At 58.7% G+C, this 13,691-nt stretch carries 12 protein-coding genes; 3 read left to right on the top strand and 9 right to left on the bottom strand.

Annotated elements, in window-relative coordinates; translation table 11 throughout:
• Window positions 1–3: 3 nt before the first annotated feature.
• From plsX to yceD, 3 genes are all read right to left on the bottom strand, one after another.
• The gene (gene plsX / locus RTP97_RS00295; RefSeq protein ID WP_312210790.1) at window positions 4–1,038 is read right to left on the bottom strand and encodes a phosphate acyltransferase PlsX; all 1,035 of its coding nucleotides are present in this window, start codon (window positions 1,036–1,038) and stop codon (window positions 4–6) included.
• A 75-nt stretch (window positions 1,039–1,113) separates the two neighbouring features.
• Window positions 1,114–1,287 (bottom strand): 50S ribosomal protein L32, encoded by a 174-nt coding sequence (rpmF, locus tag RTP97_RS00290; protein WP_042392755.1) that lies wholly within the window; start codon window positions 1,285–1,287, stop codon window positions 1,114–1,116.
• 48 nt (window positions 1,288–1,335) lie between these two features.
• Window positions 1,336–1,857, bottom strand: coding sequence for a 23S rRNA accumulation protein YceD (gene yceD, locus RTP97_RS00285; protein ID WP_312210789.1), 522 nt, complete (start codon window positions 1,855–1,857; stop codon window positions 1,336–1,338).
• 141 nt (window positions 1,858–1,998) lie between these two features.
• Here yceD and RTP97_RS00280 point away from each other — a divergent pair, with 141 nt between their 5' ends.
• Complete coding sequence (locus RTP97_RS00280; RefSeq protein WP_312409792.1) at window positions 1,999–2,583, top strand: nucleoside triphosphate pyrophosphatase; 585 nt, start codon at window positions 1,999–2,001, stop codon at window positions 2,581–2,583.
• 79 nt (window positions 2,584–2,662) lie between these two features.
• Here the strand turns inward: RTP97_RS00280 and rluC are convergent, their stop codons facing one another.
• The gene (gene rluC, locus RTP97_RS00275) at window positions 2,663–3,610 is read right to left on the bottom strand and encodes a 23S rRNA pseudouridine(955/2504/2580) synthase RluC (protein ID WP_312210785.1); all 948 of its coding nucleotides are present in this window, start codon (window positions 3,608–3,610) and stop codon (window positions 2,663–2,665) included.
• A gap of 567 nt (window positions 3,611–4,177) precedes the next feature.
• Between rluC and rne the strand changes: the two genes are divergently transcribed.
• Entirely contained in the window at window positions 4,178–7,498 is a 3,321-nt protein-coding gene (gene rne / locus RTP97_RS00270; protein ID WP_312409790.1) for a ribonuclease E, read from the top strand.
• Window positions 7,499–7,540: 42 nt separating this feature from the next.
• Here rne and RTP97_RS00265 read toward each other — a convergent pair whose 3' ends face one another.
• Window positions 7,541–8,476 carry a LysR family transcriptional regulator gene (locus RTP97_RS00265; protein ID WP_312409789.1) on the bottom strand — a complete coding sequence of 312 codons (936 nt, stop codon included), beginning with the start codon at window positions 8,474–8,476 and terminating at the stop codon, window positions 7,541–7,543.
• Window positions 8,477–8,585: 109 nt separating this feature from the next.
• Between RTP97_RS00265 and RTP97_RS00260 the strand changes: the two genes are divergently transcribed.
• Entirely contained in the window at window positions 8,586–9,797 is a 1,212-nt protein-coding gene (locus RTP97_RS00260) for an MFS transporter (protein WP_312409788.1), read from the top strand.
• 81 nt (window positions 9,798–9,878) lie between these two features.
• Here RTP97_RS00260 and flgL read toward each other — a convergent pair whose 3' ends face one another.
• The 4 genes from flgL to RTP97_RS00240 all read right to left on the bottom strand — a co-directional run.
• Window positions 9,879–10,832: a flagellar hook-associated protein FlgL gene (gene flgL / locus RTP97_RS00255; protein WP_312409787.1), complete on the bottom strand. Its 954-nt coding sequence runs from the start codon at window positions 10,830–10,832 to the stop codon at window positions 9,879–9,881.
• A gap of 14 nt (window positions 10,833–10,846) precedes the next feature.
• Complete coding sequence (gene flgK / locus RTP97_RS00250; RefSeq protein WP_312409786.1) at window positions 10,847–12,499, bottom strand: flagellar hook-associated protein FlgK; 1,653 nt, start codon at window positions 12,497–12,499, stop codon at window positions 10,847–10,849.
• Window positions 12,500–12,574: 75 nt separating this feature from the next.
• Window positions 12,575–13,531: a flagellar assembly peptidoglycan hydrolase FlgJ gene (gene flgJ / locus RTP97_RS00245; RefSeq protein WP_312409783.1), complete on the bottom strand. Its 957-nt coding sequence runs from the start codon at window positions 13,529–13,531 to the stop codon at window positions 12,575–12,577.
• Window positions 13,531–13,691: flagellar basal body P-ring protein FlgI (locus RTP97_RS00240; RefSeq protein WP_312410082.1), on the bottom strand; the 161-nt coding region annotated here is incomplete at its 5' end. The genes flgJ and RTP97_RS00240, both read right to left, overlap by 1 nt.

The raw sequence follows: 13,691 nt of genomic DNA, 5'->3' as shown, positions 1-13,691 counted from the left end.
CGCTCAGTCTTTTTCCGGTAACACAGATTCCAGGCGAGCGGCAATCCGTTCGGGGACATGCCGCTGCACCGCCTGCACTGCCTGTTCAATCGCGACAGCAAACGCGCGCTGATTGGCGGCACCATGACTCTTAATCACCGTGCCGCGCAATCCTAACAGACAGGCACCATTATACTGGTCGGGGTTGAGGTGACTGAATCGCCTTGTCAGGCTTTTTTGTAACCAACGCTTTAATAAAAGCAGCCACCACGACCGTTTTTTGCCCTCGCCCTGTGATTTCAGCAACGACAGGAACATTCTGACCATGCCTTCCATTGTCTTCAACGTCACGTTGCCGGTGAAGCCATCACAGACCAGCACGTCCGTTTTGCCGGTGAGCAGCTCATTAGCTTCAAGATAGCCAATATAGTTGATCGATGGGATCGATTTTAGCAGCGCCGACGCGTCGCGGATGCTGTCGAGGCCCTTAACCTCTTCTTCACCGATATTGAGTAGCGCCACGCGCGGATGTTCAATACCAATGACCTCTTCAGCCATTACCGATCCCATAATGGCAAACTGCACCAGCATGGTACTGTCACAGTCAACGTTAGCGCCGAGATCCAGCACCACGGTTCTGCCCTTCTGCTGATGCGGCAACACCGTCATCAGCGCCGGACGTTCAATACCTTCAATGGGCTTAAGCAGCAGCTTAGCCAGCCCCATCAGCGCCCCGGTATTGCCTGCGCTGACGCAGGCCTCGGCGCGCCCCTCTTTGACCAGCTCCAGCGCCATGCGCATAGAGCTACCGCGGCTGTTGCGCACGGCCTGGGCGGGACGGACATCACTGGCAATAACCGACTCAGCAGGAATAACCTGCAGGCGCGAGCGCTGATCAAAATCGGCTTTGGCAAGTAATGGCGTGATAGCGTCGGGATGACCGACTAACAGAAGTGTGAGCTGAGGGTTAGAATGCAGTGCCTGCAATGCTGCAGGCACCGTCACGGAAGGGCCAAAATCGCCCCCCATGACATCTAACGCCAGGGTTAGACGTGTCAAGGTATCGTCGAGCCTGGTTCGGTTAACCCCCGCTTACGCGGGGATTTCCTCACTAAGCCTCACGCTTGCGCGTGATTACTTAGTGATAACCTTACGACCGCGGTAGAAACCGTCAGCGGTCATGTGGTGACGCAGGTGAGACTCACCAGAGGTTTTGTCTACAGACAGGCTGGTGACTGCGGTCAGCGCGTCATGGGAACGACGCATGCCACGTTTGGAACGGGTTGGTTTATTTTGTTGTACGGCCATGGACCTTACTCCTCAATTACGGTAACTCCATTACTACGGAGAGACCTGTTACTTACGCTTTAAGCTGGCTAATACGGCAAATGGGTTTGGCTTCTGTGCCTCTTCAGGCAGTTCACCAAAGACCATGTCCGCGTCGGACACTTCACAGTGTTCAGAATCATGCACCGGCACTACCGGCAGGGAGAGGATAATTTCATCCTCGACCAATGCCAGCAGGTCGATTTCACCGAATTCGTTAACCTGAATCGGTTCATACGCTTCCGGGAGTGCTTCGGCCTGCTCGTCTTTGACGATCGGGCTGAAACAATATTGTGTGTAGACCTGATGTGCAAACGGCTTGCCGCAGCGCTGACACTCGAGCGTTACCGAAACCTTCGCATCGCCGGTTAAAACCGCCAGGCGCTGGTTATCGATAGCGAACGACATGGAGCATTCCACATCACTGTCTACACTGACTACGGATTCAGCGACGCGCTCGGCCTGCTCACGAGTGTATACACCCTCGTAATCAAGGCGTTTTTGAGCGGTACGAACCGGATCAAGAGTCAGGGGTAATTTTACCTTTTGCATAGGGCGCGCATATTAACTTTGTAACGTTCTGGAGTCAAAGAAAAAGGCAGCTTGCGATTGCCTTTTGCCAATTATTCGCACACATTGCGGCCTGTAGTTTAAAATGCCTGACCTCGTTATGCCATATAGGGTGGAAAAAATATGTCGAATATTATTCTTGCGTCCACGTCACCATACCGCCGCGCGCTGCTGGAAAAGCTCGGCCTGGCCTTCGAGTGTGCCGCACCGGGCGTGGATGAGACTCCCAACCCTGGGGAAGCCCCCCGCCACCTGGTGCTGCGCCTGGCGCAGGCCAAGGCCCAGTCGCTGGCGGATCGCTACCCTAACCATCTGATTATTGGATCCGATCAGGTGTGCGTGCTGGACGGTGAAATAACCGGCAAGCCGTTAACGGAGGAGAAAGCCTTTCAGCAGTTAATGAAGGCGCGGGGTAATATCATCACCTTCTATACCGGGCTGGCGCTCTATAACTCCGCCACCGGCCACCTGCAAACCGAGTGCGAACCGTTTGACGTTCACTTTCGCCACCTGAGCGAGCAGGAGATTACTGACTATCTGCGTAAAGAGCGGCCGCTGAACTGCGCCGGTAGCTTTAAAAGCGAGGGGTTGGGGATTGCACTGTTTGACCGCCTTGAAGGTCGGGATCCAAACACGCTGGTGGGGCTGCCGCTGATCGCGCTCTGCCAGATGCTGCGCCGGGAGCACTGCAATCCTCTTTTAGCCTAAACCAACGCCGGGTGGCGGCTTCGCCTGACCCGGCCTACAGGATCGTAGGCCCGGCAAGCTTGCGCCGCCGGGCGTTACGTTACCCGCGCAACACCTTCAGGCAGCGCTTCAGCTGCTCATCCAGCGGTGCTTCAATGCGCAGGGTTTCGCCAGTACCCGGATGGGTAAACTTCAACGCCGCCGCGTGCAGGAAGAGACGGTTTAACCCGGTGCCTGCCAGCTGCTTATCAAACTCGCGGTCGCCGTAGCGATCGTCAAAGGCGATAGGATGCCCGGCGTGCTGGGTATGAACGCGGATCTGGTGGGTACGGCCGGTAATCGGGCTACAGCGCACCAGCGTCGCGAACGCATAGCGCTCTTCAACCTTAAAGCGCGTCTCTGAGGGTTTACCTTCGCTATTAACCCGCACAATTCGCTCCCCGCTCTGCAGAATATTCTTCAGCAGCGGAGCCTGAACCGTTTTGACGTGCGACTGCCACTGGCCGCGCACCAGCGCCAGATAGTCCTTCTGCATGCCTTTATCGCGCAGCTGCTCATGCAGGGAGCGCAGCGCCGAGCGCTTCTTGGCCACCAGCAGCACGCCGGAGGTATCCCGGTCCAGACGGTGTACCAGCTCCAGGAAGCGCGCCTCCGGGCGCAGGGCGCGCAGGCCTTCAATGACGCCGAAGCTCAGCCCGCTGCCGCCGTGCACCGCGGTACCGGAGGGCTTGTTCAGCACCAGAATATGATCGTCTTCATAAAGGATAACATCCGACAGCGCGGCCACCTTATTCAGATGTGGTGACACCGCCTCCTCTTCGCGCTCGGCGACACGTACCGGCGGGATACGCACCTCATCCCCGCCTTCCAGCTTATACTCGGGCTTCACGCGCTTCTTGTTAACCCGCACTTCGCCTTTACGCAGGATGCGGTAGATCATACTTTTCGGCACGCCTTTGAGCTGGGTGCGCAAAAAGTTATCGATACGTTGCCCGGCGTCGTCGGCCGCAATAGCAACAATTCTTACGGATGGGGTCTCTGTTTTCATGGGGGGCGATTCTAAAAGCCCAGGCCGATTCGCGCCACTCATTTTTATATGCTTATATTTATGTCTGGCGGTCTCTTGTTGACTGTCATCACGCTTTTCGCTGGGTTTTAGAACAATCCCTGGGCAAACGTGAAAAAACTGTTAGTAACCGGGTGATAAATGGCAAAAGTCATCTTGCTATAACAGATTTAGCAAGGAATAATGAAGCTGTTTCCGCTTGAATCTTGTTAAACAAGGAAATTTGCGGAATGACCAATTTTGCTTGTCCGATCATCCACGCAGCAATGGCGTAAGACGTATTGATCCTTCAGGCACTTAGCGGGCTGCGGGTTGCAGTCCTTACCGGTAAAGGGATCGACTCTGGAGAGTAATACCCAGGCAGTTCCCCTGATAATTGCGCTGTTTTTCCGTATGAAATACAGGCAGCCGACACTCTGCGCCTCTTAAGCGTGCGACAACCGTGAGGTTGGCGACGTGAACAGACACGAGGCCATCGGTTCACCCCCGGAAAGGCGTTAACTATGCCCGCAGCTTAGTCGTCAATGTAAGAATAATGAGTAAGTTACGATGAAAAGAATGTTAATTAACGCAACTCAGCAGGAAGAGTTGCGCGTCGCCCTTGTTGATGGGCAGCGCCTGTACGACCTGGATATCGAAAGCCCGGGACACGAACAGAAAAAAGCGAACATCTACAAAGGCAAAATTACCCGTATCGAACCGAGCCTTGAAGCCGCATTTGTTGACTACGGTGCTGAGCGTCACGGCTTCCTCCCTCTCAAAGAGATCGCCCGCGAATACTTCCCTGCTAACTACAGTGCTCATGGCCGCCCGAACATCAAAGATGTGCTGCGCGAAGGCCAGGAAGTCATTGTCCAGATCGACAAAGAAGAGCGCGGTAACAAAGGCGCAGCCTTAACCACCTTTATCAGCCTTGCCGGTAGCTACCTGGTTCTGATGCCAAACAACCCGCGTGCGGGCGGCATCTCTCGCCGTATCGAAGGCGACGACCGTACCGAGCTGAAAGAGGCGCTGGCGAGCCTGGACATGCCGGACGGCATGGGACTGATCGTTCGTACCGCAGGCGTTGGCAAATCGGCCGAAGCGCTGCAGTGGGACCTCAGCTTCCGCCTGAAGCACTGGGAAGCGATCAAGAAAGCCGCTGAAAACCGCCCTGCTCCGTTCCTGATCCACCAGGAGAGCAACGTTATTGTTCGCGCCTTCCGCGACTATCTGCGCCAGGATATCGGTGAGATCCTCATCGACAACCCGAAAGTGATGGAGATGGCACGCCAGCATATCGCGGCGTTGGGCCGTCCGGACTTTAGCAGCAAAATCAAGCTCTACACCGGTGAGATCCCGCTGTTCAGCCACTACCAGATCGAGTCGCAGATCGAGTCTGCCTTCCAGCGTGAAGTGCGTCTGCCTTCCGGCGGCTCCATCGTTATCGACTCCACCGAAGCGCTGACCGCGATTGATATCAACTCCGCCCGCGCGACCCGCGGCGGCGATATCGAAGAGACGGCGTTTAACACCAACCTGGAAGCGGCCGACGAAATTGCCCGCCAGCTGCGCCTGCGCGACCTCGGTGGCCTGATCGTTATCGACTTTATCGATATGACCCCGGTTCGCCACCAGCGTGCGGTAGAAAACCGCCTGCGCGAAGCGGTGCGCCAGGACCGTGCCCGTATTCAGATCAGCCATATTTCTCGCTTTGGCCTGCTGGAGATGTCCCGCCAGCGTCTGAGCCCGTCCCTCGGCGAGTCCAGCCACCACGTCTGCCCACGCTGTAGCGGTACCGGCACCATCCGTGACAACGAGTCCCTGTCGCTCTCTATTCTGCGTCTGATTGAAGAGGAAGCGCTGAAGGAGAACACTCAGGAAGTTCACGCGATTGTTCCTGTACCGATTGCCTCCTACCTGCTCAACGAAAAACGTGCGGCGGTAAGCGCGATCGAAGCGCGTCAGGGCGGTATTAAGTGCGTGATCGTGCCAAACGACCAGATGGAAACCCCCCACTACTCCGTGCTGCGCGTGCGTAAGGGCGAAGAGACGTCGACCCTGAGCTACAAGCTGCCGAAGCTGCATGAAGAGGCGATGGCGCTGCCGTCCGAAGAGGAGTACGCCGAGCGCAAACAGCCTGAACAGCCTGCGCTGGCGACCTTCGTGATGCCTGACATTCCACCAGCCCCTGCGCCGCAGCCGGCGCCGGCCGCGGAAGAGAAAGCGCAGCCGACCGCTGCACAGCCTGCCGCCGCAGAAACTGGCCTGCTGGGCCGCCTCTTTGGTGCACTGAAGAAGGTGTTCGCCAGCGAGCCTGCCAGCCAGCCGGTGGAAGTAAAAGCGGAAGAGGAAGTTAAGGAAGAGAAACCGGCCCGTTCTCAGGAGCGTCGCAAGCCGCGCCAGAATAACCGTCGTGACCGCAACGAACGCGGTGACCGTGGCGATCGTAATGAGCGTCGCGACAGCCGTAGCGAAGGTGCGGAAGTGCGCGAAGGTCGTGACAGCCGCGATAATCGTGATAACCGTGAGCGTGACGAAAACCGCCGCAGCCGCCGTGAAAAACAGCAGCCGACCGGTGAAGTTCGCGAAGTTCGCCAGCCGCAGCAGGTCGTTGCTGACGACGCGGATAAATCCAAATCCCGTGACGAGCAGCAGCAGTCGCGCCGCGAACGCAACCGCCGCCGCAACGACGAGAAGCGTCAGGCCCAGCAGGAAGTGAAAGCCCTGAACCGCGACGAGCAGCCTGCTCCGGAAGCGGAACAGGAAGATCGTGTTCAGGTGATGCCGCGCCGTAAACAGCGCCAGCTGAACCAGAAAGTGCGTTTTGAGTCAGCTCCGTCCTCTGAAGCCATCGTGGAAGAGACCGCTACCGCTACCCCGGTGACGGATGCCCAGGCGTCCCATACCGAGCTGGCGAAGGTCGATCTGCCTGCGGTCGTTGAGCAGCCCGTTCAGGAGCAGGACGACTCTGCCGAGAACCGTGATAACGCCGGTATGCCGCGCCGCTCACGCCGTTCTCCGCGTCACCTGCGCGTCAGTGGCCAGCGCCGCCGTCGCTACCGTGACGAACGCTACCCGACCCAGTCGCCGATGCCGCTGACCGTAGCCTGTGCATCGCCGGAGATGGCGTCAGGTAAAGTGTGGATCCGCTACCCGGTTGCCCAGAACGTTGAGCCGGTACAGGATGAAACTGCCGTTGAGACCGCACCGGAAGCCATCCAGCAGCCGATCGTTGAGCCAGTGGCCGAGCCGATTGCTGCAGCCGTCAGCGCTGAACCAGCCGCTGTGGAACCAGCAATTGTTGAACCAGCAACTGTTGAACCAGTCGCAGCTGAGCCTACTGTTGTCGAGCCGGAAACCGTCGTGAGCGAGTCACAGCCTGCCGCGGTGGAAACCACGCACCCTGAAGCGATTGAGACGCCGGTTGATGAGCAGCCGCAGCTGATTGATCAGGAAGATGTTCCGGTTGCTGAGCACATCGCTGAGATTGCCGAGCCTGCTGAAGCCCCTGTTGAAAAGGTTGAAGAGGTAAAAGCCGCTGAGCCTGTCGCTGAGACGAAGCCAGCTGTTGAAGCGCAGCCTGTCGCTGAGACGAAACCTGTTGTTGAAGCGCAGCCAGAGCCAGAAGCGAAACCAGTGGTTGAGCCGAAACCGGCAGTAGCGGTGAAGCCAGCCGTTGCCGCTGAACCTGTTGCTGCGAAACCGCTGCATAGCCTGGCGACTGCACCGATGACCCGTGCGCCAGCCCCGGAATACGTTCCTGAGCCGCCGCGCCACAGTGACTGGGTTCGCCCGGCGTTTGAGTTCTCGGGTAAAGGTTCTGCGGGCGGCCATAGCGCCACCCATCAGGCCACTGCCCCGGCAACGCGCCCGCAGCAGCCTGAGTAACACGCTCAGCTAGCAATAAGCCGACCTCCGGGTCGGCTTTTTTTATGCCTCGCTGGCAGGCAGGCGCATACCGGTGATGCCGGGGACCGCCTCGCGCATCATTTGCAAAAAGGCCCGCAGCCGGGCCGGATAGTAGCGCGCCCACGGGTAGACCAGATGTACCGGCAGCGGGGCTGCCTCCCAATCGGGCAGCAGCCTGACCAGCCTGCCTTCACGTAAATCCTCAGCCACCGCCCAGCTTGAGATTATTACCGCGCCTAATCCCTGCAGGGCCGTACTGCGTGCAACATAGAGGCTGTCGGTATAGAGCCTGGGGGCAATGGTTACCTGCTCAACCGCCCCGGCGGTATGGGTCAGGCTGATACTGTGCTGATAGAAGGTACTGAGCGCCACCCACGGCAGCGCCGCCAGCTGCTGCGGTTCGGTCATGGCTGGGGTGTGAGCAAGCAGCGCAGGCGCAATCACGACGCTGCGCGGCACCTCCGCCAATAGTACCGACACCGTGCTCGGATCGATCTCCGCGCCGACGCGGATAGCGCAGTCGATGTTAGCGCTCAGGAAATCTACGTTTTTATCGTTCAGCATCCACTCAACCGAGAGCTGCGGATGCTGGCTCAGAAAGCGGGTCAGCGGTGCGAGCAGCTGCTCCTGACCGAAGGCGTGGGGGGCGCGCACCCGCAGCGTGCCGACGGGTTCATCCCCGGCGTGACTCACCTCATCCTCAAGCGTGGACCAGGCCGACAGCAGCCGCCTGGCATGCTGGTAGCAGCGCTCGCCATCATCAGTCAGCTTCATGGCGTGGGTCGTGCGCAGGATCAGCTTTACCCCCAGTAGGGTCTCAAGCGACTGCAGACGACGACTTACCGTCGCCTGAGTGGTCTCCAGCAGCCTGGCAGCTGCCGACAGGGAGCCGCTTTCAACGATACGCACAAAGGTATGCATGAGATCGACCCTATCTATACGTTCACTTCGCTTCATTTTATTTTTGCCTATACGTTTCGCGTATAGCTTTTTTACCATTAGACCGGCTACCGCGCCACGCCCTCTTCAGCAAAAATGTCCTCACACCATCTTTGAGGACTCGATTATGAACCGCCAGGCATCACCCTTTGACGTACCGCGTTGGATTATCTTTATCCTGGCGATAGGAGCCGGATTCAGCGTTGCCGCTATCTATTATGCGCAGCCTCTGCTGCCGCTGATGGGTCGCGATCTCCATCTAACCGTTAACGGCATGGGACTCGTGCCGACGCTGACTCAGGCGGGCTACGCGCTGGGCATTCTGTTTCTGCTGCCGCTGGGAGACCGCTACGATCGCCGGATGCTGATCCTGGTGAAATGTGCCGCGCTGGCCCTCTTCCTGCTGGCCTGCAGCCTGACCAGCCACCTTAGTACCCTGCTGGCGATAAGCCTGCTGTTGGGGATGGCAGCGACCATGGCGCAGGATATCGTGCCCGCTGCAGCGATCCTTGCCCCTGAAGGGAAACAGGGGAAAACCGTCGGCACCGTGATGACCGGCCTGCTGCTGGGGATCCTGCTCTCCCGGACGGTAAGCGGCTTCATGGGTGCCGCCTTTGGCTGGCGGGTGATGTACCAGCTGGCGGCGGCGAGCATCGCTTTTATTGGCGTGGTGATGTGGGCGGTACTGCCCCGCTTTGCTGTCCACTCTACCCTCAGCTACCCGGCGCTAATGCGCTCTGTAGCTCAGCTGTGGGGGCGCTACCCTGCCCTGCGCCGCGCCGCGCTGGCGCAAGGTTTTCTCTCGGTGGCCTTTAGCGCCTTCTGGTCTACCCTGGCGGTGATGCTGTTAGATCGTTTTCACCTTGGCAGCGCGGTAGCAGGGACTTTTGGGATTGCTGGCGCGGCAGGTGCGCTGGCTGCACCGCTGGCCGGTGGTCTGGCTGACCGGGTCGGGGCGGCGAAAGTTACCCAGCTAGGTGCAGCGTTGGTCACCGTCTCCTTTGCCCTGATGTTTGCCCTGCCGCTGCTCTCTACCCAGATGCAGCTGGTGCTGATTGCCATTGCGGCGGTGGGCTTTGATCTCGGATTGCAGTCGAGCCTCGTTGCTCACCAGAACCTGGTTTATAGCCTGGAGCCGCAGGCGCGGGGTCGTCTCAACGCCCTGCTGTTTACCGTGGTGTTTATTGGCATGGCGGCTGGCTCGGCCCTCGGCAGCAAAATCTATACCCTGGCGGGCTGGCCTGGCGTTGTGGCTCTGGCGACGCTCTCAGGCATCATTGCTCTGGTAATCCGCCTGACAACCGGTACAGGTCGCTCAGCGGTAGCAAACATCGGATAAAAAAAAGCCGCCCCGGTCAATGAGGGCGGCCTGCAAAGAGAACGTATACCTGTCCCTTTAACCGGACAGGTTTTCTTTTTTTTAAGAGTTAATCTGGAACAGCGACATACCCTGCATATCGGAAAACGCTTTATAGGATGCCTGTAACGCCGCCTGCTGCATGGTGTAGGAGGAGATAGCCGCATTCCAGTCAACGTCAACCAGATCGCTCATCTGCTGGGTTTGGCCCAGCGCGCGATCGGTACCCAGCGCGTCAAGGTTATCCAGCTCATTAAGCTGGGTCCCCACTTCGGCACGCACGGTCAGGACGTTGTTAAGGGCATTGCGCAGGCCGCGGTTGGTTTTATCCATCACGTCCTGGGCCGTGGCCTGGGCGGTTTCATCTCCGCTTACCGGCGTTTTCAGCGATGCGATCGCCGAGTCCAGCATCGCAAACAGGTTCGTTTCCGGGGCTGAACCATCCGGCTCTGGTACCGCATTGCTGGTGACGCTGTCAAAGACCTGGGTGCCGGTGTGGGCAATCACCATGGTCCGCGCGGCGTCTACCTGCTGGGTAATCGGCTGCGCGCCGCCGCCGTACTGACCGGTAGCCTGATCGAACGGTGCGCTTTCGGTTTTGTAGCCAGCAAAGATATAGCGACCGTTGCCGTCGGTGCTGTTGGCCAGGTTCATGATCTGGTCACGAATACCCTGCAGATCGGTTGCCAGCGAGGCGCGGTCATCGTCGCTCAGGGAGCCGTTGCCGCTGTTGATCACTTTGGACTGCGCCGACTGGATCGCGGTAGAGACCTGATCCAGAATGCTGTCTTCCAGCGACACTTTCTGGGTCGCGAAGGTGCGGGCCAGCTGATACTGGCTGTTCTGCGCCTGGGCCTGGGAGAGCACCACCGCCTGCGAGGCAGCGATAGGGTCGTCGGAAGCACGGTTTACGCGCTTGCCGGTAGACATCTGCTCACCGTAGCTTAGCCATTTGCTCTGCGAACTGGTGACACCCCGCATGTTTTGTTCATACATCATCTGAGTGCTAACGCGCATCATTAACCTCTTGCTTAGCGGATGTTCAGTAACGCATCAAACAGCGAGCTTGCCGTCTGTAAGACCTGTGCGTTAGCGAGATAATATTGCTGGTAACGCTGCAGGTTACCGTACTCTTCGTCGAGGTTAACGCCGGAGATAGACTGCTGCTGGTTGCTCAGCTGGGTCACGACGTTATCCTGGGTGGTGCTGCTGCTCTTCAGCGTGGCCGTGGTGCTTCCCACGGTGCTGACCAGTGCGGCATAGGCATCGTTGAAGCTCTTGTTGCCGCCGACGCTCTTGCTCTTCTGCAGATCCAGCAGCGCCTGGCCGTTGACGTTATCGCTGTCGCCGCTGGTGGCCGACGCCGCCATAGCAATTTTCGACTCGTCCTGGAATGCCAGATCCATATTGACGATGGCGTTGGCCGTCGGCTTGATAATAAAGCTGTCGTTATTGCCCGCACCGTTGGTAGCGCTGATGCTCACCTTCAGGCCATCAAAGTTCAGGCTGCCGTCGTTAGCATCCGGCGTAGCGGTAAACGAGGTGTTATCTGACAGGCGAGTCACCTGCCACTTTGATCCGTCGTAGACCACCTTATAGTCGGTCGCCTGCACTTTGCTGCTGTCGCTGACCGTGGTGGCCAGTGACGCATCGCCGGTGTTTTTGGCGTTGCTCAGCGTGGAGGGTGAGCCAATAGTAAAGAAGTCACCGCCCTTGTCGCCGTTGGCGTCATAGCCGTTGGCATGCTGGGCGTTGAAGGCGTCAGCAAAGGAGAGCGCCAGCTGGCCCAGCGAGTTGCGGGTCTGGTCGAGGTTCTGGCTGCGGAAGGTCAGCAGTCCGCCGAGGGAGCCGCTGTTGAGCAACTTCTCTGGGATCTCCACGTTGCCTGCGGTGGCATCAACGTAGGCAACGGTGGTACGGGACGGATCGGCGCTGGACGGCACGGCAGCCAGCTGGCGTGAGGCGCTGCCCTGAACCAGAGTGTAACCATTAGCCATGCTGATGTTATAGGTGCCGCCGTCCTGGACGCTCACTTCCACGCCAACAATCTTGTTGAGCTCGCTCACCAGCTGATCGCGCTGATCCAGCAGGTTGTTTGGCGAGGAGCCTGCGCCCACGCCGGTCAGGCGCGAGATCTGATCGTTAAGGTTAGCGATCTGGGTGGTGTAGTTATTGATCTGATCCACGCTGGAGGAGATAGACAGGTTAACCTGCTTATCCTGATCGCGCAGATACTGATCGGTCACCTTGAACTGGTTTACCAGCCCGTCGGCCTTGCCCAGCAGCGTCTGGCGGGAGGCCGGATCTTCGGCGTTGCTCACCAGGGTTTGCAGGCTGGTGAAGAAGTCCTGCATGGTGGTGGCCAGGGTATTGGTCGAGCCAGAGAGCATGTCATCAATTTTGGACATCTGCTCGTAGCGCGTGGTCAGGCCGCTGCTCTGGGTCTGCGCTGCGCGCAGCTGATTGGTGATGAAGGCGTCATATTCGCGCTGGACGCCGGTGACGTTCACCCCGTTGCCAACCCAACCGCCTGCACCCAGCGTACTGTTTGCCTGTGCCAGCACCGTCGTCTGACGGGTATAGCCCGCGACGTTATAACTGGAGATGTTATTACTGACGGTATTCAGCGCGGCCTGGGCTGCACTCAGCCCGCTCATGGCGCTGTTAATCAAGCTACTGGACATGGAGATTCCTTATACACTTTTAGACATAAGTCCTGCTAACGATTATCGGCAGCGCCTTGCTGAACTTGAGAGCTGTCAGAACAGATTTTCAATATCGTTGCTGTAGGCCTTGCTCACCTTATCGCTGAGGGATTTCAGCTGCTGGATCATGCTGGTAAGCTTACGGGCATAGTTCGGATCGGTGGCGTAGCCCGCACTCTGCAACGCCTGTGCCCCCTGCTCGGCGGTCGCCGCGGTGGTGACGGCGGCATAGCGCGGGTTGCGCGACAGCAGGCCGACGTAGTCCGACAGCGCCTCCAGATAGGAGCCGTAGACACGGAACTTGGCCTTCACCTTCTTCGCCTCACCGTTCTCATACTCGGTGGTGGTGATCTCGGTGGTAGGCCCCTTCCAGCTGCCGCTGGCCTTAACGCCAAACAGGTTAAAGCTCGGCTCGCCGTTTTCCCGTTTGATCTGCCGCTGGCCCCAGCCCGACTCCAGCGCCGCCTGGGCGAGGATCAGGTGGTGCGGCACCCCGCTCTGCTCACTGGCCAGCCGCGCCGGCAGCGACAGCTGGGCAAGGAACTCTTTGCTATCCCCAGAGAGCGCAGCATCGTTGCCTCCGCCGTCGGGCGTTTTCGGCATCGCCTTGCGCACCATCTGGGTCAGGGCCTGGTTTTGATAACTGGTCACCGTTTCCAGCGGGAACTTCATCGGCACCTGCGAAAGTGCCTCTGTGGGTTCACTCTGGCCGCCGGACATCTGCTTCACCATCATCTCCGCCAGCCCCAGCCCCTTGCCCGCGGTCATCTGCTGGGCAATCTGCTGGTCATACATGCTGGTATACATGCGGCTGGAGTCGCTGCTGAACAGGCCGTCTTTTGGCAGGGCTTCACGCATGCTCTTCAGCATCATCTGCACGAACATCCCTTCCACCTGGCGGGCCACCGGACGCAGGTTAGCCTGCGGATCCTGCCCTGCCTGGGTTTTCAGTTCATTCAGCGATTGCGCATCCCATGCCGCGCTCGCCATCATTCGGCTGTCGGTTAGCATTAGATAATTTCCAGTTTGGCGCGCAGGCAGCCTGCACTCTGCATTGACTGAAGAATCGACATCAGATCGATCGGCGTCGCACCCAGCGCGTTTAGCGCCCGGACAACGTTGTTCAGGTTGGCGCTGGAGCGGACTCTCTGCAACGAACCGCCACTCTGGC

The organism is Pseudescherichia sp., from assembly GCF_031998825.1.
In the GTDB taxonomy this organism is placed as follows: Bacteria; Pseudomonadota; Gammaproteobacteria; order Enterobacterales; family Enterobacteriaceae; genus Pseudescherichia.
Note: the sequence above shows the minus strand (reverse complement) of the source record. Positions and strands in the feature narration are given on the sequence as shown.

Coding starts and splice junctions, on each gene's coding strand:
- rpmF (WP_042392755.1), bottom strand. CDS start 1,287: ATGGCCGTACAACAAAATAAACCAACCCGTTCCAAACGTGGCATGCGT.
- yceD (WP_312210789.1), bottom strand. CDS start 1,857: ATGCAAAAGGTAAAATTACCCCTGACTCTTGATCCGGTTCGTACCGCT.
- RTP97_RS00280 (WP_312409792.1), top strand. CDS start 1,999: ATGTCGAATATTATTCTTGCGTCCACGTCACCATACCGCCGCGCGCTG.
- rluC (WP_312210785.1), bottom strand. CDS start 3,610: ATGAAAACAGAGACCCCATCCGTAAGAATTGTTGCTATTGCGGCCGAC.
- rne (WP_312409790.1), top strand. CDS start 4,178: ATGAAAAGAATGTTAATTAACGCAACTCAGCAGGAAGAGTTGCGCGTC.
- RTP97_RS00265 (WP_312409789.1), bottom strand. CDS start 8,476: ATGAAGCGAAGTGAACGTATAGATAGGGTCGATCTCATGCATACCTTT.
- RTP97_RS00260 (WP_312409788.1), top strand. CDS start 8,586: ATGAACCGCCAGGCATCACCCTTTGACGTACCGCGTTGGATTATCTTT.
- flgL (WP_312409787.1), bottom strand. CDS start 10,832: ATGCGCGTTAGCACTCAGATGATGTATGAACAAAACATGCGGGGTGTC.
- flgK (WP_312409786.1), bottom strand. CDS start 12,499: ATGTCCAGTAGCTTGATTAACAGCGCCATGAGCGGGCTGAGTGCAGCC.
- flgJ (WP_312409783.1), bottom strand. CDS start 13,531: ATGCTAACCGACAGCCGAATGATGGCGAGCGCGGCATGGGATGCGCAA.